This window comes from Knoellia sp. Soil729 (assembly GCF_001427985.1).
Taxonomy (GTDB): Bacteria; Actinomycetota; Actinomycetes; order Actinomycetales; family Dermatophilaceae; genus Knoellia.
On sequence record NZ_LMSA01000002.1, the window covers coordinates 1,138,941 to 1,164,068 of the forward strand.

At 70.3% G+C, this 25,128-nt stretch carries 25 protein-coding genes and 1 tRNA gene; 11 read left to right on the forward strand and 15 right to left on the reverse strand.

Going from position 1 to position 25,128, the window contains the following annotated elements; all coding sequences use genetic code 11:
* Positions 1-37 precede the first annotated feature (37 nt).
* Positions 38-721, reverse strand: a complete 684-nt coding sequence (locus ASG74_RS10395; protein WP_056142443.1) for an alpha/beta fold hydrolase — start codon at positions 719-721, stop codon at positions 38-40.
* Between the two features lie 155 nt (positions 722-876).
* On the opposite strand from ASG74_RS10395, the gene ASG74_RS10400 reads away from it, so the two are divergent.
* Together ASG74_RS10400 and ASG74_RS10405 are read left to right on the forward strand one after the other, a co-directional pair.
* Complete coding sequence (locus ASG74_RS10400) at positions 877-1,617, forward strand: spermidine synthase (RefSeq protein ID WP_056142447.1); 741 nt, start codon at positions 877-879, stop codon at positions 1,615-1,617.
* A gap of 184 nt (positions 1,618-1,801) precedes the next feature.
* Positions 1,802-2,299: a hemerythrin domain-containing protein gene (locus ASG74_RS10405; protein ID WP_056142450.1), complete on the forward strand. Its 498-nt coding sequence runs from the start codon at positions 1,802-1,804 to the stop codon at positions 2,297-2,299.
* Positions 2,300-2,413: 114 nt separating this feature from the next.
* Here ASG74_RS10405 and ASG74_RS10410 read toward each other — a convergent pair whose 3' ends face one another.
* Positions 2,414-2,983 (reverse strand): DUF2231 domain-containing protein, encoded by a 570-nt coding sequence (locus ASG74_RS10410; RefSeq protein ID WP_056142452.1) that lies wholly within the window; start codon positions 2,981-2,983, stop codon positions 2,414-2,416.
* A gap of 219 nt (positions 2,984-3,202) precedes the next feature.
* Between ASG74_RS10410 and ASG74_RS10415 the strand changes: the two genes are divergently transcribed.
* On the forward strand, positions 3,203-3,640 hold the full coding sequence (locus tag ASG74_RS10415; RefSeq protein WP_056142455.1) for a methyltransferase family protein: 438 nt from the start codon (positions 3,203-3,205) through the stop codon (positions 3,638-3,640).
* 84 nt (positions 3,641-3,724) lie between these two features.
* Here the strand turns inward: ASG74_RS10415 and ASG74_RS10420 are convergent, their stop codons facing one another.
* Positions 3,725-5,116 (reverse strand): glycoside hydrolase family 3 N-terminal domain-containing protein, encoded by a 1,392-nt coding sequence (locus ASG74_RS10420; protein WP_235498920.1) that lies wholly within the window; start codon positions 5,114-5,116, stop codon positions 3,725-3,727.
* 296 nt (positions 5,117-5,412) lie between these two features.
* Between ASG74_RS10420 and ASG74_RS10425 the strand changes: the two genes are divergently transcribed.
* Positions 5,413-7,257: a hypothetical protein gene (locus tag ASG74_RS10425; RefSeq protein ID WP_056142462.1), complete on the forward strand. Its 1,845-nt coding sequence runs from the start codon at positions 5,413-5,415 to the stop codon at positions 7,255-7,257.
* A 102-nt stretch (positions 7,258-7,359) separates the two neighbouring features.
* Here the strand turns inward: ASG74_RS10425 and ASG74_RS10430 are convergent, their stop codons facing one another.
* Complete coding sequence (locus tag ASG74_RS10430; protein WP_056142467.1) at positions 7,360-8,883, reverse strand: acyl-CoA synthetase; 1,524 nt, start codon at positions 8,881-8,883, stop codon at positions 7,360-7,362.
* Positions 8,884-9,005: 122 nt separating this feature from the next.
* Here ASG74_RS10430 and ASG74_RS10435 point away from each other — a divergent pair, with 122 nt between their 5' ends.
* Positions 9,006-9,794: a hypothetical protein gene (locus tag ASG74_RS10435; RefSeq protein WP_056142471.1), complete on the forward strand. Its 789-nt coding sequence runs from the start codon at positions 9,006-9,008 to the stop codon at positions 9,792-9,794.
* A 2-nt stretch (positions 9,795-9,796) separates the two neighbouring features.
* On the opposite strand, the gene ASG74_RS10440 is transcribed toward ASG74_RS10435, so the two are convergent.
* Positions 9,797-10,420, reverse strand: a complete 624-nt coding sequence (locus ASG74_RS10440) for a hypothetical protein (RefSeq protein ID WP_156465351.1) — start codon at positions 10,418-10,420, stop codon at positions 9,797-9,799.
* A gap of 493 nt (positions 10,421-10,913) precedes the next feature.
* Here ASG74_RS10440 and ASG74_RS10445 point away from each other — a divergent pair, with 493 nt between their 5' ends.
* Both ASG74_RS10445 and ASG74_RS10450 read left to right on the forward strand, forming a co-directional pair.
* Positions 10,914-13,790 (forward strand): hypothetical protein, encoded by a 2,877-nt coding sequence (locus ASG74_RS10445; protein ID WP_056142477.1) that lies wholly within the window; start codon positions 10,914-10,916, stop codon positions 13,788-13,790.
* Positions 13,791-13,867: 77 nt separating this feature from the next.
* Entirely contained in the window at positions 13,868-14,209 is a 342-nt protein-coding gene (locus tag ASG74_RS10450; RefSeq protein WP_056142480.1) for an MmcQ/YjbR family DNA-binding protein, read from the forward strand.
* 29 nt (positions 14,210-14,238) lie between these two features.
* Here ASG74_RS10450 and ASG74_RS17200 read toward each other — a convergent pair whose 3' ends face one another.
* The gene (locus ASG74_RS17200; protein ID WP_056142482.1) at positions 14,239-14,460 is read right to left on the reverse strand and encodes a hypothetical protein; all 222 of its coding nucleotides are present in this window, start codon (positions 14,458-14,460) and stop codon (positions 14,239-14,241) included.
* Positions 14,461-14,703: 243 nt separating this feature from the next.
* Here ASG74_RS17200 and ASG74_RS10460 point away from each other — a divergent pair, with 243 nt between their 5' ends.
* On the forward strand, positions 14,704-15,306 hold the full coding sequence (locus tag ASG74_RS10460) for a hypothetical protein (RefSeq protein ID WP_056142487.1): 603 nt from the start codon (positions 14,704-14,706) through the stop codon (positions 15,304-15,306).
* 133 nt (positions 15,307-15,439) lie between these two features.
* On the opposite strand, the gene ASG74_RS10465 is transcribed toward ASG74_RS10460, so the two are convergent.
* The 3 genes from ASG74_RS10465 to ASG74_RS10475 all read right to left on the reverse strand — a co-directional run bounded on the left by ASG74_RS10465 (position 15,440) and on the right by ASG74_RS10475 (position 17,459).
* A tRNA-Leu gene (locus ASG74_RS10465) sits at positions 15,440-15,522 on the reverse strand.
* Between the two features lie 54 nt (positions 15,523-15,576).
* On the reverse strand, positions 15,577-16,815 hold the full coding sequence (locus tag ASG74_RS10470) for a glycosyltransferase (protein ID WP_056142490.1): 1,239 nt from the start codon (positions 16,813-16,815) through the stop codon (positions 15,577-15,579).
* Entirely contained in the window at positions 16,812-17,459 is a 648-nt protein-coding gene (locus tag ASG74_RS10475) for a MerR family transcriptional regulator (protein WP_235498888.1), read from the reverse strand. The genes ASG74_RS10470 and ASG74_RS10475 overlap by 4 nt, the downstream gene beginning before the upstream one ends.
* A 56-nt stretch (positions 17,460-17,515) precedes the next feature.
* Between ASG74_RS10475 and ASG74_RS10480 the strand changes: the two genes are divergently transcribed.
* Positions 17,516-18,028 (forward strand): DUF4188 domain-containing protein, encoded by a 513-nt coding sequence (locus tag ASG74_RS10480; RefSeq protein ID WP_200942562.1) that lies wholly within the window; start codon positions 17,516-17,518, stop codon positions 18,026-18,028.
* Between the two features lie 84 nt (positions 18,029-18,112).
* Here the strand turns inward: ASG74_RS10480 and ASG74_RS10485 are convergent, their stop codons facing one another.
* From ASG74_RS10485 to ASG74_RS10510, 6 genes are all read right to left on the reverse strand, one after another.
* Positions 18,113-18,769 carry a 3-oxoacid CoA-transferase subunit B gene (locus ASG74_RS10485; protein WP_056142497.1) on the reverse strand — a complete coding sequence of 219 codons (657 nt, stop codon included), beginning with the start codon at positions 18,767-18,769 and terminating at the stop codon, positions 18,113-18,115.
* On the reverse strand, positions 18,766-19,446 hold the full coding sequence (locus ASG74_RS10490; protein ID WP_056142502.1) for a 3-oxoacid CoA-transferase subunit A: 681 nt from the start codon (positions 19,444-19,446) through the stop codon (positions 18,766-18,768). The genes ASG74_RS10485 and ASG74_RS10490 overlap by 4 nt, the downstream gene beginning before the upstream one ends.
* A complete protein-coding gene (locus ASG74_RS10495) occupies positions 19,446-19,739 on the reverse strand; it encodes a muconolactone Delta-isomerase (RefSeq protein ID WP_268766030.1) in 294 nt (97 codons plus the stop codon). Before ASG74_RS10495 ends, ASG74_RS10490 begins: the two co-directional genes overlap by 1 nt.
* A gap of 20 nt (positions 19,740-19,759) precedes the next feature.
* The gene (gene catA / locus ASG74_RS10500; protein ID WP_056142507.1) at positions 19,760-20,614 is read right to left on the reverse strand and encodes a catechol 1,2-dioxygenase; all 855 of its coding nucleotides are present in this window, start codon (positions 20,612-20,614) and stop codon (positions 19,760-19,762) included.
* A gap of 47 nt (positions 20,615-20,661) precedes the next feature.
* Positions 20,662-21,765 carry a mandelate racemase/muconate lactonizing enzyme family protein gene (locus tag ASG74_RS10505; RefSeq protein ID WP_056142510.1) on the reverse strand — a complete coding sequence of 368 codons (1,104 nt, stop codon included), beginning with the start codon at positions 21,763-21,765 and terminating at the stop codon, positions 20,662-20,664.
* A gap of 106 nt (positions 21,766-21,871) precedes the next feature.
* Positions 21,872-22,861 (reverse strand): LysR substrate-binding domain-containing protein, encoded by a 990-nt coding sequence (locus ASG74_RS10510; protein WP_082569651.1) that lies wholly within the window; start codon positions 22,859-22,861, stop codon positions 21,872-21,874.
* A 108-nt stretch (positions 22,862-22,969) separates the two neighbouring features.
* Between ASG74_RS10510 and ASG74_RS10515 the strand changes: the two genes are divergently transcribed.
* Entirely contained in the window at positions 22,970-24,190 is a 1,221-nt protein-coding gene (locus ASG74_RS10515; protein ID WP_056142513.1) for an acetyl-CoA C-acetyltransferase, read from the forward strand.
* Positions 24,190-24,999, forward strand: a complete 810-nt coding sequence (gene pcaD, locus ASG74_RS10520) for a 3-oxoadipate enol-lactonase (protein ID WP_056142515.1) — start codon at positions 24,190-24,192, stop codon at positions 24,997-24,999. The genes ASG74_RS10515 and pcaD overlap by 1 nt, the downstream gene beginning before the upstream one ends.
* The last annotated feature ends 129 nt before the right edge of the window (positions 25,000-25,128 follow it).

Here is a 25,128-nt window from a genome sequence, read left to right on the forward strand (position 1 = left end):
ACGGCGGGAGACACCCGGCTCGGCGGTTGGGCCCGGGTCACTGGACCGAGGCGAACACCTCACCGACGAGTGGTGCAACGAGTGGCCCCTGCGTCCACGGCACCATGTGCGCCCCGGAGCCGAGCGTCACCGCGCGGCTGCCCGGGGCACCGCGTCGCGCGACCGCCTCGGCCCAGTCGGCGGGGCAGATGGCGTCGTGCGACCCGCGCACGACCACGACGGGTGCGCCGACCCCGTCGAGGGTGCGCAGGAGGTCGTCGCGGCGTGCGGCGTCCATCGCTCGCACCATGGACGGCAGCCCGGTGTTCGCCCACTGGCGAAGCAGCACCGGCCCCTGTGCCGGCCTCTCGTGGAGCGCCGTCGGTAGCCAGCGGCGCACGAGCCCCGGCCACGACGCGGCACGTGGGTCGGTTGTCGGGCCGACGAGGACGAGCGACGCGACACGCTCCGGGGCCAGGGCCGCCACGTGCGCTGCGACCTGGCAGCTCGCAGAGTGCGCGAGGAGCACGACCTGCTCGCGTCCGTCCGGCAGGGCGTCGCGCACCGCCGACGCCAGGGCCCGTGGGGCGAGGTCGAGCCCGCGCGACGCCGGCTGGCCGAACCCGGGGAAGAGGTGGACGGTCGGCTCCACCTCCGGAGGCAGGAGCTCGAGGGTCGGGCGCCACGACTCGGGCCCCAACCCCAGACCGGGCAGCGCCACGACGACGGTCCGGTGGGTCACGCCGCCACGCTAGCCCGGGGCGGGGTTCGGTGATGCGCTCAGGGCCGGAAGCGCGACAGCGGCTCGACAGCGTTGGTGACGCGGACTGCATACCGGCTCGGCAGGGGAGCTTGGGGCTGAGCCAGCAGCACGGCCCGCGGCACTAGTCTCGGGCGGTGAAGATCCGTGAGCTCGACTACGCCGACACCCCGTGGGGTGAGATCAGCCTCCGGGAGCGCTGGGACCCCATCACCGAGCGAGACGTCTACGAGGTCAAGCTCGGTGACGACTTCCTCATGTCGAGCCAGTTCACCACGGGCGAGGAAGAGCTCTCGCGCATCGCCCTCGCGGCCGTGCCGGGTGCAGGACCCCTCACGGTGGTCGTCGGCGGCCTCGGCTTGGGCTACACCGCATTGGCCGCCCTCGAGGACGGGCGGGTGGCTGAGCTGACCGTCATCGAGGCCCTGCCCGCGGTGATCTCGTGGCACGAGCGCGACCTGTTGCCCGACACCGCCGGGATGGCGGCCGATCCTCGCGTGCGCCTGGTCCGCGACGACTTCTTCGATGTCGTGCGCACGGGTCGCGCCGACCGCACCTATGATGCGGTGCTCGTCGACATCGACCACGCCCCCGACTGGCTGCTGCGCGAGGACCACGGCGACCTCTACACCGCCGAGGGGTTTGGACGCGTCGGCGCCATGCTGACCGATGACGGCGTCTTCGCCCTGTGGTCCGACGAGCCACCCGAGCCCGAGGTGGTCCAGCGGATGAGTGTCGCGTTCAAGCATGCCGACGCCCATGTGGTCCCTTTCCCGAACCCGATCACGGGAGGACACTCGAGCAACACGGTCTACCTGGCGGGGGGTCCACGCCGCGACGACATCGTGGCGTGGGCACGAAACCATCCCGCCACGTAGGCGAGTACCGGGAGGGCCGCGAAGACCACCGCACCATGCCTCACGGCATACCGGGTGGGGAACGGTGCGCGCAGCGCGACCATCGGGAGGAGCTGCTCGCAAACCCCCCTAACCCGGTCCCCGCAGGTACATTTCGAGGCCGAGCCCACGCGCACTTGAGTGCGCCGATCCACTGAGGAGTGTCATGTCCCAGGACGCCATCGTCATGCTGCGTGAGGACCACAAGGAGGTCAAGGCGCTGTTCCGGGAGTTCCAGAAGTCCACGACGACCGATGCCCGCAAGGGCAAGATCGTCGAGAAGGTCATCGAGCTGCTCACGGTCCACACCTACATCGAGAACGAGGTGATGTACCCACGCGTGCGCGAGCTGCTCCCCGAGCTCGAGGGGGACGTGCTGGAGTCCTACGAGGAGCACCACGTCGCGGACGTCCTCGTCATGGAGCTGACGGCCATGAGCCCCGGCGACGAGCGCTTCGAGGCCAAGACCACCGTCCTCATCGAGAACGTCACGCACCACATCGACGAGGAGGAGTCCGACTGGTTCCCCAAGGTCCGTGACGGGCTCTCCCGCACGCAGTTGCGTGAGATCGGTGAGGAGCTCGCCGCCGCCAAGGAGCGGGCTCCCCGCCGTCCGGAGCAGCCGAGCGCCCTGAAGAAGACGATCGACGCGGTCATCTCCTAGGACCACATGGGTCCACCCGCTCACGCGGGAGGCCGCCGACACGGTCCGGCCCGCTGCAGCGCACTCGGCGCTCCAGCGGGCCGGATGCGTTCAGGGCCTCGGGGAGTCGCCTCCTCAGAGCGGCGTGGGAGCGTTGTCGTAGGCCGGGTCATGGCTGCCCACCTTGCGCGCCTCTGCCAGGTGCCCGCCCAGATAGGCACCCACTCCCGAGACCGCCATCCCGGCCAGCCCCAGCCCCACGCCCGTCCTGTGTGCACCCTTCCTGCGGGCGACCCAGGACGCAGCGTAGGCGCCGATCGCGACCCCGTTGGTCAACGCGTGCACGAGACCCACCCGCTTCTCACGGGTCCCGGCCGCCGACCACTCGGCCCACCCGGTCCACGCAGTGGGGCCGACTGCCAGAAGGCCAGTGCCAACGAGCCTTTGCGCCGCCGCGGCCGAGGTACGCCCACCGAAGAGGTCGAGGAGGCTCGCCGACGTCCAGGTGCCGATCACCACATCGGTGAGCACCGGGTGGATCGCATGTCCGAGCCACTCGCCACGCAGCACCGACGCGCGCTTCCCGGTGCCGAACGCGGCACGGATCGAGGGCTCGATGGCTCGCACCGGCTTGTCGAGCGCCGCGGTCTGCTCGAGCCGCAGGGTCCAGCGCACGATGGCGGGCGGTCGGTCGACTGAGCTCATGGGCTTCTCCTTGCGTTCCGTGACGGGACGTCATCCATGGCGCCCTCGAGAAACAACGGTGCCCCGAGTTGGTGAGGTGGTCAACACACTTGGCCTTGGGCGGCCTCCGTCCGGGCTCTTGACTGGGTGCTGTACGTCGCAACAGTCACTGCTCACCCAGCCCGGCGGTGGGTGACGAGACTGCTGGACGTGCCTGCGCGCACGTGGGATGGTCGAGCCATGCCCCACGTGCCACCTCCGGCGATCGCGCTCGTCGCCGCGATCGCTCAGCACGCCTTGGCACCGCAACGTTCCACGGCTTCCTGGCGGCGCCTCCCGGCCGCGGCTGTTGCCCTCGGCAGCGTGGCGCTGCCCACGGCCACGTTGCGCCGGTTCCTCGACGCCGGGACCACCCTCGACCCGAGTCACCCCACGAAGGCGAGCACCCTCGTCACGGACGGGCCGAATGCGTTGACCCGCAACCCCATGTATCTCGGCCTGGCGGGTCTTCTCAGCGCTCACGCCCTGGCCCGCGGCGGATGGACCCCGTGGCTGCCGGTGGCCGGCTTTGTCCTGGTGGTCGACCGCTTCCAGGTCCGGCCGGAGGAGGAAGCTCTGCGCGCACGCTTCGGCGAGGCGTACGACGCCTACTGCTCGCGCGTCCGCCGCTGGGTCTGACTGAGGTGCTCTCGGGCGGCGCGCTGATCCTGTCCTGCAGAGAACCGGAGGCGCGGGAGCGCCAACACCCACGTCAACACCCACTCAGAGCTGGGTGTTGAGGTAGGCCTGCAGCTGTGTCACGGTCCGCGAGTTCCAGGTGCGCGCCCCGTCGGTCCCCATGCCCAGGTAGAGCTGCATCGCCCGCATGGAGGCCGGACCCCACAGGCCGTCGACCGTGGTGCCGATCCGGGCCTGCAGCGCGCGAGTCGTCGTCGAGTTCCGCGTTCCGGTGACGGTGACACCCAGCCACCGCTGCAGGGCCGAGGTCGTGGCCGGCCCGAACGACCCGTCGAGTGAGAGCCGGGCGCCGAGCAGTCCCTCGGCCGCCTTGGCAGTGAGCACTCGCATCACCGACGCCGCGACCTTGCCACGGAACGCGGAGCTCGTGGCAGCACGCGACGTCACGGCGCTCACCATCGCCGGGATGGTCGAGGCGTTGACGGTCAGGACCTCGTCCCCACCGGCATCGATGAAACGCACGGCGCGCTCGCCCGCCGACCAAGCCGCGACAGCCTTGGCGTTGCCCAGGTCATCACTCATGACGACGCCCCGGAAGCCGAGGTTGGTGCGCAGCAGACCGGTGACGACGGTGGGTGAGAACACCGCCGGCTGTGAAGAGTCGATCCTGGTGTAGATCGCCGAGGACATCATGACGACCGGGACACCGTTCGCCACGGCCGACCGGAACGGCGCGATGGAGGCGGAGGTCGTCGTCGTCACGCCGTCCTTCACGCCCGCCGTCGTGTCGGTGTTGCCCGTGACGTAGCCCAGCCCCGGGAAGTGCTTGGCCGTCATCGCGAGGTCAGCCGCACGCTCGCCGGAGAGGAACGCGCCGCCCTTGACCGTCACGACACTCGAGGTATGGCCGAACTCCCTCTGCCAGTAGCCGATCGGCATGTTCGTCGACGCAGTCGCGGCAGGGACGGTGTCCAGCACCGGTGCGAGGTTCATGTCCACGCCCGCGCGGCGCAGCTGCCGTCCCCACGTGCCTGCTGACGACGCGAGGGTGGTCGTCGCCCACGTCCCCATGGTCAGCGCGGTCGGCATGCGCGAGAACCCGCTGCCCTGCAGCACCTGGACGTTGCCCCCCTCCTGGTCCGTGGAGACCCACAGCGGGACACCGGCCGTCGCGCCGGTGGTCGCCAGCCGGTCGAGGCGAGCAGTCAGCGCCCGGACCGGTGCGGCCCCCGCTGTGGACCGGCCGGTGAGCACGACGTTGCCCACGTGGTACGTCCCGATCGCAGTCGAGGCGGCCGAGGACAGACCGGTGGCCGGCGTCCCGACCATGAACAGCTGGCCGATGCGCTGGGCGTTGCTCATCCGGTTGTATGCCGCCTGCGCCAGCTGCGCTGCCGTGGCCGCCTCCGCGCGGGGCGGAACGGGGGTGCCGACCGAGAACATCGTCGCCGCTGCGGCCACGGCAAGACCACGCATCACACGGGGACGGGACAGCACGGCGACCACCACCTCAAGCTCGGCGCAACAGATCCACGTTACGCCGCCGCGGCAGTCTGCGGAAGGTGTCGTCCTGGTGATGGCAGGGGGTCGAAAACCAGCACGACGGGGCCTTGTCGCGGTTCGTCGGCGGTGCCACAGTGAGACGTTCCCCCGCTGGTCCCACTCCCTGACCCAGCGAGGTTGCGCCCCCGGGCTCAACCGGGCGCGGGGTTGCTTTCGCCGGCCAACCGTCGGCATGGCGCCGCGCCCTTGGACGCGGGGAGGAGGGCGCTATGCGCCACCACAGGATCAGTTCGATCGCAGCGTCGGCACTCGCCGTCGGTGCGCTCGCTCTGGGGTCGACACCGCTGAGCGCGCAGGGTTCCGCCGTGGTCCGGACCGACACACCCGTCACCGTCGACCACGCGTATGTGAAGGCCAACTCCCGCACACCGTCGGCGGGTGACGCCATCACCGCCTGCGGAGCCAACAGGCGTCAGCAGAATGAACCGTCGACCGCCGTGGATGCCCGCAACCCCGAGGTGGTCGTGGCCGGCTCCAACGACTACTGCACCGTCGAGCTCGCGGGCGGCACCTGGGCAGGCTTCTACCGCAGCACGAACTCAGGGATGGGCTGGACGGACAGCCTGCTGCCCGGCTACCCGACGGACGCCTCGCCCGAGGGGCTGGCGAGCCCCTTGCACCAACGCGGGATCGCGAACGCCGGCGACCCGGTGCAGGCGTGGGACCTGCAGGGCCGGCTCTTCTACATGGGCAACGCCTTCAACCGCGAGCTCCCCCAGAACGGCTCGGTCTGGGTCGCGACCTATGACCAGGATGCCGCCCACTACGTGCGCACGGTCATCGTGGGGAAGGCCGGCCCGGCACTGAATGGCCGCTTCAACGACAAGACCTCCATCGAGGTCGACCGAGGTGTCAACAGCCCGCACCGGGGCAACGTGTATGCCGCCTGGAGCCTGTTCCAGGGCAACGGCAACAACTCGATCCAGTTCGCGCGATCCACCAACCACGGAGCAACCTTCAGCCACCCGGCCAAGATCTCCACCGGGTCCAAGGACGTCCAGTTCGCCGACATCGCGGTGACGAGCAACGGCACCGTCTACGTCGCCTACCGCCAGTTCGATTCCCGGAGAGGCCAACAGAAGGCAGCCATCCAGTACGTCGTCTCCACCGACGGTGGAGCGACGTTCAGCCCGGCCGCCACCGCAGCGCAGTTCGAGCCCTTCGACGCGGCGGACTTCGCCGGTGACCCCGCGGCGGCGAAGGAGGCGCACGAGCAGGCCTTCGAGCATGCCGACGGACCGGAGTCCGAGGCGGGAGACGAGTCGGTCGGCGACAGCCGCGACTGCGGGTCCGGGCCCTTCGCCTGCCAGAGCGGGTTCGTGTTCTTCCGTCACGACAGCCAGCCCCGGATCACCGCCGACCCCAAGTCCGCCAGCCAGGACGTGTACCTCGTCTATGACGCCACGATCCCCGGGACTGAGGAGGTCTCGCAGACGACCTACAACACTGCCGACCCGCAGGGCACTCACCTGCGCGTGGGCCAGGGTGGGATCTACTTCGCCAGCATGCAGGGTGGAAGCTGGTCCGCCCCCAGGCTGCTCGCTCCGTCAGCCAAGGGTCACCAGTTCTTCCCCGACATCAACGCCGACGGTGGAGTCCTGCACGCCCTGTGGCACGACAGCCGCAACGACCCGGCATACGACGTCCAGTACCCGCCCGGCAACAACGGCGACGTCCGTGACGCGGCCGGCTTCGCAGCGGCAACTCGTGGTCTGGACACCTATGCCGCGTCGTCGACCAATGGCGGCACGGACTGGGCGCTGACCCAGCTCTCGGCCACCAGCCAGATGCCGAACTACGAGATGTTCGGAGACCGCAGGGTGCCCTTCCACGGCGACTACAACTATGTGTCGTCCGTCGGCGGGTTCGCCTACAACACCTGGACCGACACCCGACAGGTCGCACCCGGGGACGACCCCCGGTATGCCGGCGGTGAAGGGTTCGACGTCCACCAGTGCCGTACCCAGGACGCGACCGGTGCCTGGTCTGCCGACACCTGCCCCAACGACGGTGGTCTCGACCAGGACATCTTCGGCGCAGCCACGACCGGCTGACCCTCCTACGCCTGCGGTGCAGCTCGATGCGAAGCCCCCTCCGGCTTCGGGGCTGCACCGCAGGTCCACCGCCGTGGCGGCGCCCGAGTGGCGCCGGCGCGCTCAGGCGTCTCGCAGCTCGCGCTTGAGGATCTTGCCGGAGGCGTTGCGCGGCAGGTCCTCGACAAAGACCACCCGCTTCGGGAGCTTGAAGCCCGCGAGCCGCTCGCGCACGTGCGCCACGAGCTCCTCCTCGGTCACCTCGCCCTTGCGCACCACGAAGGCACTGACCGCCTCCACCCACTTCTCGTCAGGCATGCCGATGACGGCCACCTCGGCGACGGCCGGGTGGGTGTAGATGGCGTCCTCGATCTCCCGTGAGGCGACGAGCACGCCACCGGTGTTGATGACGTCCTTGATCCGGTCGACGACGAACACGTAGCCCTCCTCGTCCATCCTCACGAGGTCACCGGAGTGGAACCAGCCGTCGGCGAAGGCCTCGGCGGTCGCCTCCTCGTTGTCCCAGTAGCCGTCGCACAGCTGGGGTGAGCGATAGACGATCTCACCGGACTCGCCCACCGGGACGTCGTTGCCCTCGAGGTCGACGACCCGGGCCTCGACGAAGAGCACCGGGCGCCCGGCCGAGTCGGGACGCTCGGCGTGCTCCTCGGGGCGCAGCACCGTGCACAGCGGCGCGACCTCGGACTGGCCGAAGCAGTTGTAGAAGCCGAGCTCGGGAGCCTTCTCCTGCAGCCGGGTCAGCACCGGCCCGGGCATGATCGAGGCGCCGTAGTAGGCCTTGCGCAGACCACCGAGCCCACGCGTCTCGAAGTCGGCGTGGTTCGCGAGCGCCACCCACAGCGTCGGTGCGGCGAAGAACGCACGATGCCCGTCCTCGGCGATCCGGCGCAGCACCTCGGCCGGGTCCGGCACCTCGAGCAGCGTGTTGGTCGCGCCGACCGCGAGCCACGGGATGAGGAAGACGTGCATCTGCGCCGAGTGGTAGAGCGGCATGACGTGCAGCGGGTTGTCGTCGGCGGCGAGGTCCAGTCCCACGATGCACGAGAGGTACTCGTGGACCAGGGCCTTGTGGCTCATCATCGCGGCCTTGGGGCGCGAGGTCGTGCCGGAGGTGTAGAGGAACTGCGCGAGGTCGGTGTCGGCGACGTCCTCCTCGACGACGGGGACGTCCTCGCCCTCCTGCGTGGCAAGCGCGACGAGTGAGTCGTCGTTGTCGCGCAACGGAATCCGGTGCTCGAGCTGGCCGGCGACCTCGGAGTCGAGGTCGTCCAGGCGGCCGGCGAACGCGGGGTCGACCATGATCGCCCGACTGCCGGACTGGCTCACCAGGTAGGACAGCTCCACCCCGGTGAGGTTGTAGTTGAGCGGCACGTGCACGAGGCCGGCGCGGGCGCATGCGAGGAAGCCGACCAGGTAGGCGTCGGAGTTCTTTCCGTATGCCGCGACACGGTCACCCTTGGTGAGTCCCAGACCCAGCAGGTGCGCAGCCGCACGCGACACCGCGGCGTCGAGACCGGCATACGTCCACTCCCGGTCCTCGAAGCGCAGGGCCACTCGATTGCGGAACGTGGCCGCGCTGCGACGGATGATGCCGTCGACGGTGCTGCTGCTGGGGGAGAGAGACATCCGTGAACCTCCGGTCCGGGGTCCTGCGCTGGACCCGCTCGTGACCACACGCTAGCTGGGACGCCGGCTGCGGGTTGAGCACCCTTGACCCGTCGTGCCGGCCGGGGTGCCATGGTGGGCTTGTGAAGCCCTCGCCGACGGTGTTCGACCTGTTCGCGGTGCCCGAGAGCACCGTGACACTGGAGGGTGGCCTGGGCCTCAGCGTCCTCGCCGGGGACCTCGTGCTGTCGCCGGGCCGGGACGAGCGAACGGCCACCTGGCTCAACCCGGTCATCGCGCCACTGGCTGCCGAGCTCGACCACGAACGTCCCCGCTCGCTGCGGATCGCCATGCCCATCCCGACCCGGGATCTCCGTTGGGTGGTGCACGGCTGGGGTGCCACGAGGTACGAGCCGGATGCCCGGCTGTGCCACGACCTCGACGTCCTCCTGGCGACGGGTCGGCTGCTCCACGCCCGCCTCGCTGCTCGGCTGGACGCCCCACCACCGGGCATCCAGGAGCGGCAGGACCGCTGGGCCACAGCGGAACGCGTGGCGTTCGGCGAGCGCCAGCCGACCGGCATACCGACGTCTGTCGCTCCCCTCGTCGCACGCCTCATGGCGGCGCTCGACACGACGAGCCTCGGGCCCGATCAGCTCGTCCACGGAGACCTCGCGAGCAGCGTCCTGCTCGACGCGAGCGGCATCCCGCTGGTCATCGACTTCTCGCCGGCGTGGAGGCCCACCCTGTGGGCCGAGGCCGTGTGCGTGCTCGACGCCGTCCTCCGACGTGATGCCGACGTTGCCGTCATGCGCGACTGGTCCGTTGGCGCGCAGCGGCAGGCGATGCTGCGCGCGACGCTCTTCCGGCTGCTCAGCGACCAGGACCCGGACGTGGCCGCGTACCAGCGTGCCCTCGCGAGCGTGGGCTGACCTCAGTCGTCCGGCGTGGCCTTCGGGCCCTGGGTGTGCGTCTTCGCCTTCGTCTTGCCGGATCTGCCTGCCTCGCCCGGCTTCTTGTCCTTGGCTCCTGTGCCGGGGCGCGTGATGGCGGCACAGAAGTCGTCGACCTTGTCCTGACCACCGGCAGCAGCCACGAGGTTGCGCATCGCGACGGACCCCTCGGCGCCCTCCGCCCCGTCGTCGTGCTTGTGGTGGTTGGCCCAGGCGTGGCACAGACCGAAGCCGGCCGGGCCGTTCGCGTCCGGACCCACAACGCGATCGGCCTCCTTCTCGCCCGTGCCAGGGGTGTCCTGGGTGGCACTCGAACTCGTCGAGCCGGAGACCGGAATGACGGCCGGGGGTGCGGTCGGAGGTCGCGTCGCGGAGTACGCGACCACTGCGGTCCCGCCCAGTCCGATGGCGATGCCGGCAGCTGCCGCACCGGTCCGGACGCTGATCAGGGAGCTGAGCACAGGGATTCTCCTCGAGGGCGGGCTGATGGTCGGTGTCGTCGTCCCGGTCGGGGCGATGGTGGCCCCAAACAGGGCGATCGGCTCGGCGAGGCCGCTGAGCTCGTGTGGCCCGGCCTGTGCCGTGAGGACGTCGCGGAGCCGCACCACGAAGGCCTGAGGGCGATCACCTCGGCCTGTACCCGCGGCAGCTGCGCGAGAAGAAAGAGTGCTTCGTCGGTGCCGATCCTCTCCAGGGAGCGGTCAGCGGTGGGACCCGTCGGCGGCCCCACGATGGCGCGGTGCCACGCGGCCTCGACCTCTGCGACCCGGGGGCGGCGGCGGCCCTGGTCCACGGCGTCCCGCCACAGCGTGGCGAAGGCGACCTCGTCGCCCTCCTGAGCGCGGGTCAGCACCGAGGCGAAGTCCTCGCCGATCACGTGTCCAGTGTGAGACCAGTCGGCCGGTCATGCACCGGTTTTGCGTGACCGGCACTCGGTCGGGAGACGCGAGACCTGACCGGGGCGGACGGCATACCGGGTGAGCTCCGCTTCAGCCCTCCCCACTCATTGTCATTGTGGTCACGCCGATCCCTCGCCGCCCCTAGGATGGCGCCCGATCGGGCGGTCTCGCGCGCCCACGCAGGGAAGCAGGGTGGGGCATGCACAGCGTGCGCGCAATCTCGTTCGTGGTCGTGGCCGCGCTGGCAGGGCTCGGCGGTGCCTCCTTGGCCGTGCCAGCTGCAGCCGCCGGTGGTGCATCGAGCGCCACATCGACAACCACACCGACGACGTTTGGGCTCGGCGACGGTGTCGCGCTGATCGGCGACTCGGTCAAGGTGTCCAACTTGGGCGCACTCAACAAGTACCTGCAGGCCGGCCCGACCGCAGGCACTCCGACCGCGCGAGTCGACGCTGCAGCGAAGACCGTCACACTGACGGTGGATGACCCAACCACCGGGAACACGGCGACCCTGACGATGGCGTGGCCGGCGCGCGTCGGCTCCTGGGGGTTGAACCCCACCGGGGCCGAGGCCGAGGGAAAGGTCAGCCTCACGCGCCGCGCGAATGACAGCGCGTGCACGTTCAGCCAGGGCATCCTGACGGTGTATCGCGCCGAAGCCAGCCCCACCGGCGAGGTGGCGGCGCTGTCCGCGGATGTCGGCGGCTCGTGCGCCAAGGTGGGCAGCACCACCACCGTGGGGGCGTTGGTGCGCATCGGGGACAGTGAGCCCAGCCGTCAGCTGGCGATCCCTCGAGCGACACCCCTCACCTATTCGGCCGGCGCGCTCGCCGGCACGGTGATCACCCACGAGGTGACCGTCACGAACGCCGGCGCGCGCCCGTGGAAGGTCACCGACATGGCCATCGCGTCGCGAAGCACCTCGGTGCCGAGCTTCAGGATCGTGCCCGAGGGCAACCGTTGTTCCGGACTCACGCTCGCCAGCGGTGAGACGTGCACCGTCCAGGTGACGACCACCGCCACGACGTCCAGCATCAACGAGTACCTTCTCGCCGGCGGCGACCAGTTCGGGGGGTTCGTGGTGCCGCTCAGCCTCGAGGGGTACGCGCCCGTCGAACCGCCGACCGCAGTCACCGCTGCTGCGGGCCGGCTCTCCGCGACCGTGTCCTGGCAGCCGCCGAGCGTCCTGCCCCGCGACGGCTATCGGGTCTACGACGTCACCGGCGGGGCCCGGACCCTGCTCACCAGTGCACCGCCCTCGGCCACCTCCATGGTGGCTCCCGGCGCCGGCCCGCGCCAGCTGGCCCTCGTGGCCGCCAACGGGCGCTTCGCCGAGTCGCCCGACGCCGTCGTCGACGTCCCAGCAGTAGCCAGTGAGCTCGTGGCCAACGACTGGTACGGGTTCTCCGCGGGCTTCGACACGGGGCGCGCCGACGTCACCCCCCGTGCTCTGGGAGTCGAGCGGGTGGACCTCGACCCTTCGCGTACCCGTTGGGTCACCACGGGTCGCTCCGACGTCAGCGTCTGCTCCGTCGCCACGGAGCAGTGCATCGGCGTCCCCGGGACGATGACCACGAGCGCTGCCGACGCGCCACTGGAGGCCGTCTGGCTACCGGACGGCACCGTCGCGTTCCTGCGTGGTGACCCCTCCAGTGAGAGCTCGCGAGCCGTATGGGTGGTCCGAACGGACGGCTCGGGCCTGCGGCGGATCGCCGCCATCGCGGAGGGCCATGACCTCGCCGCCACCCCCAGCGCCACCGAGGTTGTCGTGCACTCGTCCGAGGGCTTCGGTCGCCTCGTGCGGGTGAACGTCACGTCGGGTGCGATCACGACGGTCCCCGGGACCGACTGGGTGGACGACTTCACCGTCACCACACGTGGACAGCTCGTCGTCCAGAGCCGCGACGACAAGTCGCTGACAAACGGCGCGCGCACCACGACCCTGATGAACCTCGACGGCTCGGCCGCACGCCGACTTGCCCTCCCTGTCGGGGACAACCGTGAGGTGACCTTCGACCAGACGGGCACCCAGCTGGCGTTCGCGCGCTACACCGGAGACTGGCAAGCCACCCTCTGGGTCGCTGCCGCCGACGGCTCCCAGGCCCGCCAAGTGTCCACGACTTCCCGGGGCTGGATCGACCTCGAGTGGTCGGTGGGCGACCGGCTCGCCCCGAGCGCGAGTGTCACGGTTCCGGCATACACCGCGCGCAGCGCAACCGTGGCCATCGGTGCGACAGACGGGGACGACGCGGCGGGGTCGCTGGTCCGGAAGTGCCGTCTCGACGCGGCCACGACGTGGACCACCTGCGGACCGACACTGGCGCTCAGCGCTCTCGCTGCCGGGACGCACACCCTGCGAGCCCAGGTCACCGATGCAGGTGGTCTGCAGTCTGCGGTGGTCACCAAGAGCTGGGTCGTCGATGCCGCCGCCCCCACCACGGCGCTCAGCGCCCCGGCGTCAGTGCAGACGACCCCGACGATGACCCTGACGTGGGCGGGCATTGACACTGGCGGCTCGGGCCTGGCCAGCTACGACGTCCGGGCGCGCACGGCCCCAACCTCAGCGGGGCTCGGGGCCTACCAGTACCCGACCTCGTGGCAGAAGCGCACCACCCGCACGCTGCCGCTCACCCTGAGCAAGGGCTACCAGTACTGCTTCTCCGTGCGCTCCCGCGACCGCGCGGGAAACGTCGGTGCCTGGAGTGCGGAACGCTGCACCACCATGCCCCTGGACGACCGCTCGCTGACGGCATCGATGGGATGGACGCGTGGAACCTCGAGCAGCTACCTGTTCTCGACCTACAGCAAGACCATGCGCACGGGAGCACAGCTGACACGCACCAGCGTCAGTGCGCGCCGCATCTCGCTGGTGGCGACCACCTGCTCCACCTGCGGGAGCGTCGACGTCTATCACGCCGGCGTGAAGCTGGGCCGGGTGAGCCTCTACTCGTCCACGACCAAGGTCCGCCAGGTCAAGTCGCTTCCCCTGCAGTCGGTCACGCGCAAGGGGACAGTGGCGGTGCGCAGCACCAGCACGCGCCCGGTCTACATCGACGCGCTGGCCGTCACCCACTGACGCAACGGCTCGCCGTCCTGGGGGCCGCGATGCGCCGAAGCCATCCCGTTGTTGGTTCGCAGTGCCATTCTGGGCGTATGCCGGTCACGGTCGCCGATGTCCGCTCAGTGGCGCAGGGGTTGCCTCGCAGCTATGAGGCGATCGTGCGTGACCGGGTGAAGTTCCGCGTCGGCAGCATCGTGTGGCTTGCGTTCAACCCCGAGGAGACGGAGATGGGGTTCGCGTTCCCCAAGGAGGAGCGAGCCGCCCTGGTCGAGACCGAGCCCGACGTGTTCTTTCTGCCGCGACCGTCGGAGCTGCGCTTCAACTGGGTCGAGTGCTGGCTCGCGGCGCTCGAGGAGGAGCGGATGCGGGAGCTGGTCCTCGACGCGTGGTGCCTGGTCGTGCCCCGCACGCTCTGGCCGATGGCCGGCCGCTGAGGCGCTGGGCGACGCCCAACCCAAAGGGTCTAGAACTTCGTCATCTTGCGGCAGGGGGTGGCGATCCGCAATGTCTTGTCGGTGAAGTCCACCGTGAGGCCGCCCGCGTCCACGCTGAGCACGCGCCCCACGCCGTGGGAGTCATGCACCACGCGGTCGCCGAGCACATAGGTCTCGGCCACGAGCTCGGGCTGAGCCTTGAAGGGGCTGTTGGCGTGCCGCGGACGGGGGCCTGAAGAAGAGGTTGCCATTGGGTCCAGTATGCGCCTTCAATCCCGCTGGGCCTAGGCCACCTCGGTTCCGCTGCCTCGAAGGCAGTGTGTGGCAGCCGTCAGCCCAGTGGCGCAGAGGGTTCGCAAGGGCGCGTGAAAGTTTTCACAAGGTCGGGACCAAAGGCCTTATTGGGCCGCTTTCGCAGGACCGATATTGGAAGTGCCCGAACGGGTGAAGGACATGGGGAACCAACCACCCCCACAGCATTGCGGGAGCACACCATGCGACGTCGTACCTTCGACGCACTACTCACCACTGTCGGCCTGGTCGTGGCCGCAGTCCTCCTGGCCGGAGGTGGCCTGCTGTCCTGGGCCAGCAGCTTCGTCTCCGACAACGTGCAGAGCCAGCTGGTCGCCCAGCGGATCACGATGCCCAGCGGCAAGGCCATCGAGGACCCGGCCATCAAGCCCTACCTGTCGCAGTACGCCGGACAGGAGCTGACCACCGGCGCCCAGGCCAAGGCCTTCGCCGACCACTACATCCTCGTCCACATGAACAAGTCCTCGAACGGACGCACCTACGAGGAGGTCTCTGGCGAGTTCATGGCCCTGACCAAGTCCGCCAACGCTGACCCGGCCAAGGTCAAGGAGCTCGGTGACCTGCGCCAGTCCCTGTTCATGGGCAACACCCTGCGCGGCATGCTCCTCAACGCCTACGCCTTCGGCACCATGGCCACCATCGCCAGCTACGGCGCCATGGCCGCCTTCGCAGGCGCTGGTCTCCTGGTCCTGCTCAGCCTGCTCGGGCTGCTGCACCTGCGCCGCGTGCCCGCGGCCCTGGAGGTCCGGCTCGGCGGGGCTGCCCCCGCACCCGCCATGGCCTGATCGACCCGAGCACCACAGGGCGCCCCACCCCGGATCCGGAGTGGGGCGCTTTGCCGTTGACGCACCGCAGAACGCGAAACACCCCGAACCTCAAGGGTTCGGGGTGTCGCCGATGTCGTGAGACGACATGTTGTGCGCAAGGGGGGATTTGAACCCCCACGCCCTTTCGGACACTGCGACCTGAACGCAGCGCGTCTGCCGTTCCGCCACTTGCGCTGGGAACTGGTCCAGTGTGCCGCAGACACCGGCGTCTCTCCAAATGCGACCGTGTCAGCCGAGGAGCTCGACAGCCCGCCCGACGCCGTCCTCGCGCCGGATCTCCTCACCGACCGATGCCGCCCGGGCACCGCACTCCCCGCGTGCGAAGCCACGCAGCACCTCGGTGAGCCACTCCACCGACAGGGCGTACCGCCGGATCGGGCGCGCACCGACGCCGATCTCGTGCACCCGCCTGCCCCAGTAGGGCTGGTCACCGATGTGGGACACCACCGCCTGAGGCACCCCCGCGCGCAGGGCCGCCGCGGTCGTCCCCGCACCACCGTGGTGCACCACCCCGGCCACCTGCGCGAACAGCCACTCGTGCGGCACGTCGTCCACGACCCTCACCCATCGCTCGTCCTTGGACTCGAGCCCGGCAGCACCCGCGTGGAGCATGACGCGCACCCCGGCGGCACGTGCTGCCTGCGCGACAACGGCGCTCAGCGGCTCCGCCTCGCGGGTCGACATCGACCCGAAGCCCACATAGGCGGGTCGTGGACCCCCTTCGATGTATGCCGTGAGCTCCGGTTGCGGTGTCTGCGTGGCCTTCTCGTCCAGGAACCAGTAGCCGGTCACCTGCGGGTTGCCCCTCCAGTCGGGCGCCGGAGGGACGACGAGAGGGGAGGCCGCGAGCAGCCCGGGCGTGCGGCGGACCGCGTCGAGGAACCCTCGTCGTCCGGTCGCGGGGAGTCCCAGCTCGGCTCGCACCCGGTCACCGGGCAGGGCGAACGCCGACGCCACCGCCTGCAGGGTCGCCTGTCCCGCAAGGGCATTGGCGAGCGACGACCTGGCGGCGAATACCGGCTGGAGCGTCGCCGCCCCCAACCGTGTCGCACGCATCGGGGCGAGCTCGGCGACCACATGGCGCCCACCACCGACCGATACCAACGCGTCGACGGTGTGCACGGTGAGGATCCCGCTCACCCACAGGTCCGCGGAGCCGGCGAGCGGGACGAGCGCGCCGGCATACCCCCGGGTCGAGCCCCGCACGAAGCGGCGCAGGGCGGAGAGCTCGCGAACGGGGCTGCTGCTGGAGTGGCCGAGCCACTCCACGCCCAGGGGCGACTCGATGAGCTCGCCGATGCGCACGCCGGCCGGCACGAAGCCGAGGCGGTGGCGGGTGACGAGGTCCTCGAAGTCGTCGCCGGCGCAGACCGTGACGTCGTTGCCCGCCCGCGACAGCCCGACGCCGAGCGCCACCATCGGCTGGACGTCGCCACGCGAGCCCGCGGCGAAGATGTTGACCTTCATGGCCTCTGCGTCCGAGTCATCGAGACGTGCTGCTGGGCCAGCTTGCGCAGGGCCGAGAGCACCGGGTCGAGCAGGATGGTGCCCAGGACGACCTGCCGCACGGCACCTTCGGGATCGGCCGGGACGCTTGCCACGTCGATCTCGGCGATGCCCACGACCTGGTCGGCGTAGTGGTCCATGCGCTCCTCATCGAGGCCGATTCCCGCGTGGTCGCAGGCGAGCCAGGCCCGGTCGAGCTCGTCGAGGAACGGGTCGTGCGGGTCGACGTGCCAGTCGCGTGACTGCAGCCAGGGAGACGCACGTCCCTGGCCGTCGTCGTCCGCGCCGGGCTCTCGCGGACGGACGAGGGAGCGCTGCGCCGTCTCCAGCACGGTGATCCAGTCCTGCCCGGGAGTGGTGATGACCTCGAGGACCCGCCCGACTGTGGCGAGCGACAGACCGCCCACCTCACTGAGGGCCCGCACGAGTCGCACCCGCTCGACGTGCGAGTCGCCGTAGTCGGCCTGGGTCCGCGACACCGTGGCGCCGGGGTGGAGCAGCCCCTCGCGCAGGTAGTACTTCAGGGTCGCGACCGAGACGCCGGTGCGCTCGGACAGCTCCGCCAGCCGCACGGCATACCTCCCTCCTTCCGAAACTCTTGACATCGGATAGTAACGCTCTCCAAACTGGGATAGTTCGCCTATCCGACCCGGGAGTCGCCATGAACGACCACATCGTCCGCACGACGCACGCCCATGACGGCGAGGTCGTCGTGTTCCACATCGGGATGACGGTCCGCAAGTGGCATCGTCCGGACCTGTGGATGCCGGTTTTCACCGCCATGCCCACGATGCTCGCCGAGCTCGAGCGCAACAAGGCGGCGGCGGCACGTGGAGAGGTCGAGGACCTCGGATTCCTCGGCGCCACAACCCTTCTGGGCGCGCGTGGCCCGTGGGTCATCCAGTGGTGGAGGAGTACGGAGCAGCTCTACGACTACGCGCGGATGAACGAGCGAGCCCACCTGCCCGCGTGGCGCGCGTTCAACGCCGCGGCGCGCAGGAGCCCGGGCGCCGTGGGCATCTGGCACGAGACCTATGCCGTCCCGGCCGGACACGTCGAGACGATCTATGGCAACGGCGCCCGGGTCGGCCTGGGCAGGGTCACCGGCACCGTGCCCGTGGAGCGCCGGGGCCGAGCCGCCCGCGATCGCTTGGGCACCCCCTTGAGCCACTGATTGCCCGTTCGGCCGGTGCCCGCGCACCACTGATTGCCCGTTCGGCCAGGCCGAACGGGCAATCAGTGGGGGGTGCAGCGGGTGTCAGCGGGCGGTGGCGTCGAGGAGGGGGACGTCGAGGAGCGCCTTGAGGTCGGCGAAGGAAGTGCCGTGCAGGGCGCGGACCTCGACCCCACCGGGCGTGATGGCGAAGGTCGCGAGGTCGGTGTAGACGCGCTTGACGCACTGGACGGCGGTGAGCGGGAAGCTGCACTCCGGCACCAGCTTGGGCGCACCGTCACGGGTCAGGAGCGTCATCATCACGTAGGTCTCCTTGGCCCCCAGGGCAAGGTCCATCGCACCGCCGACCGCCGGGATGGCGCCGGGCTTGCCGGTGTGCCAGTTGGCGAGGTCGCCAGCCGCCGACACCTGGTAGGCACCGAGGACGCACACGTCGAGGTGGCCGCCGCGCATCATCGCGAACGAGTCGGCATGGTGGAAGTAGGAGGCTCCCGGGAGCTCGGTCACCGGGATCTTGCCGGCGTTGATGAGGTCGGGGTCGACCTCGTCACCGTGCGCCTCGGGGCCCATGCCGAGCATCCCGTTCTCGGTGTGGAGCGTGACGCCGGAGTCGGCGGCGAGGTGGTTCGACACGGTGGTCGGCAGGCCGATGCCGAGGTTGACGAACGACCCGTGGGGGATGTCCGCCGCCACCGCGGCAGCCATGCCGTTCTTGTCGATTGGCTGGCCGTTGGCCGTCATCGCTCTGCACCCTCTCTTGGAGTCACGCGGACCACGCGGTCGACATAGATGCCGGGCGTGACGACGTTCTCGGGGTCGATGCCGCCGATCGGCACGACCTCGTTCACCTGGATGACCGTCGTGGCCGCGGCAGCCGCCATGATCGGTCCGAAGTTGCGGGCGGTCTTGCGATAGGTGATGTTGCCCGCCTCGTCGGCGACATGCGCCTTGACCAGCGCGACGTCGGCCCGCAGTGCGTACTCAAGTACCTGCTGGCGTCCGTCGATCTCCCGGACCTCCTTGCCCTCGGCGAGCATCGTGCCGAAGCCGGTCGGTGTGAAGAACGCACCGATACCGGCTCCAGCAGCGCGAATTCGCTCGGCGAGGTTGCCCTGCGGGACGAGCTCGAGCTCGATCTCGCCGGCGCGGTACTTCTCGTCGAAGTGCCAGGAGTCGCTCTGCCGCGGGAAGGAGCAGATGACCTTGCGGACCCGGCCCTCACGGATGAGGGCCGCGAGGCCGAGGTCGCCGTTGCCGGCGTTGTTGTTGACGATGGTCAGCTCGCGGGCGCCACCCTCGATGAGGGCGTCGATCAGCTCGACGGGCTGACCGGCCGCTCCGAACCCGCCGACCATGACCGTTGCGCCGTCACCGATGCCGGCGACAGCCTCGGCGGCCGTGGCGACGATGTCGACCATCAGCGCTGCTCGCCCGAGCGTTCGCCAGCTGGCAGCGCCGAGGGGTGAGCGGCGAGTGGCTGCACGTCGATCGTCATGAACGCGAACAGCGGCAGGTTCCACAGGATCTCGTGGAGCCGGTCGTGGTCGCCCACGTCGAAGATGCTGAGGTTGGCGTAGCGGCCGGGCAGCCGCCAGATCTCCAGCCACTCACCCGCGCGCTGCAGGTCCTGGCAGTAGGCCTTCTCACGCGCGAGCGTCTCGGTCCTCACGGCCTCGTCGAGGTCGCGAGGGATGTCGACATCCATCGTCACGGCATACAGCATGTCTGTCCTCAGGCCTGGGCGAGCGCGAAGTCGTAGGTGACCTCGACGCCACTGCCGTCGGCCTTGGGGGTCGGGGCGAGGATCAGCTCGGGCTTGGTCGCGGAGGCGATGTCGGAGTCGAGGTACTCGCCGCCCTCGAAGTAGAGCTGCGTGGTGATCGTCTGGTAGCCCGGGGCTGCGACCTTGAGGTGCAGGTGGGCGGGACGCCAGGCGTGCCAGCCGGCCGCGGCGATGAGCTGACCCGTGGCCCCGTCGTGGGGGATCTGGTAGGGCGCGGGCTGCATCGTGTGGGCCATGAAGCGGCCGTCGTCGCCAGCGGTGAAGGTGCCGCGTAGGTTCCACTCGGGCAGGCCGGGGGCGAACTGGCTGTAGAAGCCCACGTCGTCCGCGTGCCAGAGCTCGATGACCGCACCGGGCAGGGCCTTGCCGTCGCAGTCGGTGATGGTGCCACCGAAGTCGAGCGGGGTGCCGGGCTCCTCGTCGCGCATGGGCAGCGTGCCCTCGGCGCCGAGCTGCGGGGCGTTGGGGACGTAGAACGGGCCCTCGATGCTGCCCTTGCTGCCGTCGCGCTCCTTGTTGACCGTCTCCTCGACGACGTGCTCGACGAAGACGTCGAGGAAGAGCGGCCACTCGCCGTCCTCACCCACGCGGATGAGCCAGCTCTTGAGGGCGTCGTACTCGTCGTAGGTGACGTCGTGCTCGCGGATGACGTCGTGCAGTGCCTTGAGGGCGGCACCGGCGACCGTGGAGACACGCTCCGGGTCGACCTGTGCGCCGGACTTGGACTTCTCCTGGAAGTAGCGGGTTGCGTTGGCGCCGGTCTCGGCTGCCTTGGCGTCCTTCTCGGTGAGCTGGTCGGTCATGAGCGTGCCTTTCTGGGATGACGGCGTCGTTGCCGTCGAGAGGGGGTTCAGCTGTCGGTGCGGTAGTGCGCGAGCTTGTCCTCGTCGATGGCTATGCCGAGGCCGGGGCCCTGGCGGACCCGGAGCTCCCCGTCGGCGATCTCGAGGGGTTCGGCGAGGAGGTCGTCGGTCTGGTCGAGGAAGTTCGACAGCTCGGCGGGCCGCCGGGCGGTGAGGGGGAAGGCGGCGCCGAACGCGGCGGCGCACAGCGAGCCGATCTGGGTGTCGATCTGGTTGCCGATGACGACGTCGACCCCCAGGCCCTCGCAGAGGCCGACGAGTCGCTGGCTCGTCGTGAAGCCGGTGCGGGAGGTCTTGATGCTGATGCCGGTGGCGGAGCCGCTGAGCAGCTCGCGGGTGACCTCGCCGGGGCGGGCGACGCTCTCGTCGGCGAACATCGGGATGGTGCTCTGCGAGACGAGCCAGCGGCGGCCGAGCACGTCGTCGGCGGGGCAGAGCTCCTCGGCGAAGGTGAGGTCGAGGTCGACCATCTGGCGCAGCGCGCGGGCGGAGTCGCGGGCCGTCCAACCCCGGTTGCCGTCGATGTAGAGCTCGACGTCGGGGCCCATCGCCTCACGCAGGGCGCGGACGGCGGCGACGTCGTCCGTGAAGGGGTCCCGACCGACCTTGACCTTGAACGTCGTGATGCCGTACTCGTCGCGGATGCGCTCGGCCTCGGCGACCATCTGCTCGGGAGGGGCGAAGCCGACCATGTGCGAGACGCGCAGGCGGTCGGTGTAGCCGCCGAGCAGCTCGCTGACCGAGGCGTTGAGGGACTGGCCGATGACGTCCCAGATCGCCATGTCGATGGCTGCCTTGGCCACGGGGTTGGCGACCGTGCGGTCCATCCGGGCGTGGACGACCTCGCGCTCGAGGATGCCGACTCCGGTGATGGCCGGGGCGAAGAAGTCGCGGATGACCGAGGTGACCGACGCCTGGGTCTCGCCGTAGGTGAAGGGGCGGGGCGGGGCGTCGGCCTGGCCGACGAGACCACCGTCGGTGTGCACCCTCACGAGGACGTGCTCCGCGGCCAGGATCTCGCCGCTCGCGAAGCGCAGGGGCTTGCGGTAGGGGATCGCGTACGGAATCGCCTCGATCGCGGTGATCTTCACGTGCTCTCCCTCTCGCGCCGGCGTCGTTGTCCGGATAGGGGTAGTCTGCTCCTGAGATCAGGTCGTGTGAAGTACGCAATTCGTTGCGACTGAGACGCAACGCCTCTCAACCCTCGCTCTGCGAGGGCGTGGGTATGCCGTCCGCCCGCGTTGCGTCTGCGGATGCGGCTGCTGGACCCACCGGATCCGCAGACGCAAGCGCGGTCGCGGGTGGAGCGAGGAGCGTGCGCAGGCAGGCGAGCACGCGCGCCACGTGGGGCGAGCTCTCGGTCTCACGCGTCGCGACGGCCAGCTCGACGAACTCGCCCCCACCTTCGAGCGGGCGATAGACGGCACCGGCGATCGACAGAGCGCGCACCGGCTCGGGCACGAGCGCCACCCCCAGCCCCGCAGCGACGAAGACGACCAGCGTCGAGGTCTCCTGCACCTCCTGCACGACGCGTGGCACGAAGCCCGCTCGCTGGCAGGCGTCGAAGATCGAGTCGTGGACCACCGAGCGGTGGCGCGATGGATAGGTGATGAAGGGCTCGTCCCGCAGGTCCTCGAGCCGGATGCGCTCCCGATGAGCGAGGGGGTGCGAGGCGGGCAGGGCGACGACAAGCGCCTCCCGCCGCAGGACCCGCACCCGCAGGCCGGGGTCGCGCACCGGCGGCCGCAGGATGCAGATGTCGAGGCTGCCGTCGCGCAGTCCCTCCTCCTGGGCTGGGGTCAGCATCTCGCCGTGGAGGTCGAGCTCGAGCTCGGGACACTGCTCGCGCAGCACCGGGACGATCGTGGGCAGCAGCTCATAGGTGGCCGACCCGATGAGCCCGAGCGACACCCGCCCCACTTCTCCCGCCGCGACCCGCTGAGCCTCGTCACCCGCGTCGTCGACGTCCGCCAAGATCGCGCGGGCCCGGTCGAGGAAGCGCTCACCGGCCGGGGTGAGCTCGACCCGACGGGTGGAACGGGTGAGGAGCTGGACCCCGATCTCGGCCTCGAGCTGCTTGATCTGCTGCGACAGCGGGGGCTGCGCCATGTGCAGACGCGCGGCGGCCCGGCCGAAGTGGCGCTCCTCGGCGACGGCGACGTAGTAGCGCAGGTGGCGAAGCTCCATACCCGCGAAGGTAGGCACCCGGCATACCGGCTGTCCAGACTTTTCGCGTCATAGTTGAGCCGGAATGAGTATTGGACCGTCTTGATCGCCCGTCCTAGGCTCGCGAGCATGACCCTCGACGATGTCGTCATCTGCTCGCCCCTGCGCACTCCCGTGGGGCGGTTCGGCGGCGCCTTCGCGAGCCTGAGCGCCGCCGACCTCGTGGGTGGGCTGCTGCGCGAGCTGGCCGACCGCACGGGTCTGGGGGAGGGCGACGTCGACGACGTGATCCTCGGCCAGTGCTACCCCAACGGCGAGGCCCCGGCGATCGGACGCATCGCCGCGCTCGACGCCGGGCTGGGCACGAGCGTCCCCGGTGTCCAGGTCGACCGCCGCTGTGGCTCTGGACTGCAGGCGGTCCTGTATGCCGTGACGCAGGTTGCGACCGGAGGTGCCACCACCGTCGTGGCTGGCGGGGTGGAGTCCATGTCGCAGGTCGAGCACTATGCCCTGGGCCTGCGCGACGGCGTCCGCGGTGACGGGGTCCAGCTCATGGACCGCCTGGCCCGGGCCCGTGTCACCGCCGGCGGCCGCGACCACCCGATCGAGGGCGGGATGATCGAGACGGCGGAGAACGTGCGGGAGCGCTACGGCGTCAGCCGCGAGGACCAGGACGCGTGGGCGCTGCGGTCCCAGCAGGCCACTGCCGCAGCGGTTGCGGCTGGATCCTTCGACGACGAGATCGTGCCGGTGACCGTCCTCGGCAAGCGCGGGACGTCGGTCACCGTGTCGGTGGACGAGCACCCCCGCCCCGAGACGACCGCCGAAGTGCTCTCCGGGCTGCGCCCCATCCGCGGCAGGCTCGACTCCGAGTCCACCGTCACCGCCGGCAACGCCAGCGGGCAGAACGACGGGGCCGCGCTCTGCATCGTGACGACTTCGGCCGAGGCCGACCGCCGCGGGTGGGACCCGATGCTGCGCCTGAAGTCGTGGGCCGTGACCGGTGTCGAGCCCGAGCTCATGGGCATGGGTCCCGTGCCGGCCGCGCGCCTGGCTCTCGAGCGCGCCGGGCTGACCTTCGCCGACCTCGACCTCATCGAGCTCAACGAGGCGTTCGCGTCACAGGTTCTCGCCTGCATCCGCGAGTGGGGCCTGACCCACGCCGAGATCGAGAAGGTCAACGTGAACGGCTCCGGTATCTCGCTGGGTCACCCGGTTGGCGCGACCGGTGGACGCATCCTCGCGACCCTGGCCCACGAGCTGCTGCGGCGCGAGGGGCAGTACGCCCTCGAGACGATGTGCATCGGCGGCGGGCAGGGCCTGGCCGCGGTCTTCGAGCGGGTGGCCTGATGGGTGCTCGTGTGGGTGCGGGCGCGGTCGAGGTTGCCCACCGGATCGACGCCTCTGACTCCCTGCCCGCCGATGCGCCGACGGTCGTGCTGTCGAACTCGCTCGGTGCCACGACGTCGATGTGGGAGGCCCAGGTCGCTGAGCTAAGCCGGGTCGCGCGCGTCGTGCGCTACGACACCCGTGGCCACGGGGGGTCACCGGTCGTGCCCGGGCCGTACTCGATCGACGACCTCGCCGACGACGTCATCGCCCTGCTCGACCGGCTCCACCTGGGTCGGGTCCACTTCGTCGGCCTCTCGCTCGGTGGCATGACCGGGATGCGCCTGGCGGCCCGCAACCCCGAGCGCATCGACCGGCTCGTCGTCCTGTGCAGCTCGCCGCTGCTCGAACCGGCGCAGGGATGGCTCGACCGCGCCGCCACGGTGCGCGAGAGCGGCACGGGGGCCGTTGCTGACGCAGTCGTCGCGCGCTGGTACTCGCCCGCGTTCCTCGCGTCGCAGACCGAGCGGGTCCAGGCCGCCGTGGCGACGGTCTCGTCCACCCCGGCCGAGGGTTACGCCGGCTGCTGCGAGGCGATCGCGACGATGGACCTGCGCTCCGACCTGCCCTCGATCTCCGCCCCCACGCTGGCGATCGCCGGAGCCGACGACCCGGCGACGCCGCCGCTCCACCTCGAGCTCATCGCGAGCTCGGTGCAGGACGGCCACCTCCTCGTCGTTCCCGAGTCGGCCCACCTCGCCAACGACGAGCAGCCCGGAACCATCACCCCGGCGATCCTCGAGCATCTCGGCCTCCCCACGTCGCACTGATTGCCCGTTCGGCCAGTCCCTCCGTTCCACTGATTGCGCGTTCGGCCAGTCCCTCCCCTCCACTGATTGCGCGTTCGGCCAGTCCCTCCCCTCCACTGATTGCGCGTTTGGCCGGTCCGAACGGGCAAT

Bases quoted from the DNA above. Each gene is read 5' to 3' on its own strand.
- ASG74_RS10405 (WP_056142450.1), top strand. From the start codon at position 1,802: ATGTCCCAGGACGCCATCGTCATGCTGCGTGAGGACCACAAGGAGGTC.
- ASG74_RS10410 (WP_056142452.1), bottom strand. From the start codon at position 2,983: ATGAGCTCAGTCGACCGACCGCCCGCCATCGTGCGCTGGACCCTGCGG.
- ASG74_RS10415 (WP_056142455.1), top strand. From the start codon at position 3,203: ATGCCCCACGTGCCACCTCCGGCGATCGCGCTCGTCGCCGCGATCGCT.
- ASG74_RS10420 (WP_235498920.1), bottom strand. From the start codon at position 5,116: ATGCGTGGTCTTGCCGTGGCCGCAGCGGCGACGATGTTCTCGGTCGGC.
- ASG74_RS10425 (WP_056142462.1), top strand. From the start codon at position 5,413: ATGCGCCACCACAGGATCAGTTCGATCGCAGCGTCGGCACTCGCCGTC.
- ASG74_RS10430 (WP_056142467.1), bottom strand. From the start codon at position 8,883: ATGTCTCTCTCCCCCAGCAGCAGCACCGTCGACGGCATCATCCGTCGC.
- ASG74_RS10445 (WP_056142477.1), top strand. From the start codon at position 10,914: ATGCACAGCGTGCGCGCAATCTCGTTCGTGGTCGTGGCCGCGCTGGCA.
- ASG74_RS10450 (WP_056142480.1), top strand. From the start codon at position 13,868: ATGCCGGTCACGGTCGCCGATGTCCGCTCAGTGGCGCAGGGGTTGCCT.
- ASG74_RS17200 (WP_056142482.1), bottom strand. From the start codon at position 14,460: ATGGCAACCTCTTCTTCAGGCCCCCGTCCGCGGCACGCCAACAGCCCC.
- ASG74_RS10460 (WP_056142487.1), top strand. From the start codon at position 14,704: ATGCGACGTCGTACCTTCGACGCACTACTCACCACTGTCGGCCTGGTC.
- ASG74_RS10470 (WP_056142490.1), bottom strand. From the start codon at position 16,815: ATGAAGGTCAACATCTTCGCCGCGGGCTCGCGTGGCGACGTCCAGCCG.
- ASG74_RS10475 (WP_235498888.1), bottom strand. From the start codon at position 17,459: ATGTCAAGAGTTTCGGAAGGAGGGAGGTATGCCGTGCGGCTGGCGGAG.
- ASG74_RS10480 (WP_200942562.1), top strand. From the start codon at position 17,516: ATGAACGACCACATCGTCCGCACGACGCACGCCCATGACGGCGAGGTC.
- ASG74_RS10485 (WP_056142497.1), bottom strand. From the start codon at position 18,769: ATGACGGCCAACGGCCAGCCAATCGACAAGAACGGCATGGCTGCCGCG.
- ASG74_RS10490 (WP_056142502.1), bottom strand. From the start codon at position 19,446: ATGGTCGACATCGTCGCCACGGCCGCCGAGGCTGTCGCCGGCATCGGT.
- catA (WP_056142507.1), bottom strand. From the start codon at position 20,614: ATGACCGACCAGCTCACCGAGAAGGACGCCAAGGCAGCCGAGACCGGC.
- ASG74_RS10510 (WP_082569651.1), bottom strand. From the start codon at position 22,861: ATGGAGCTTCGCCACCTGCGCTACTACGTCGCCGTCGCCGAGGAGCGC.
- ASG74_RS10515 (WP_056142513.1), top strand. From the start codon at position 22,970: ATGACCCTCGACGATGTCGTCATCTGCTCGCCCCTGCGCACTCCCGTG.
- pcaD (WP_056142515.1), top strand. From the start codon at position 24,190: ATGGGTGCTCGTGTGGGTGCGGGCGCGGTCGAGGTTGCCCACCGGATC.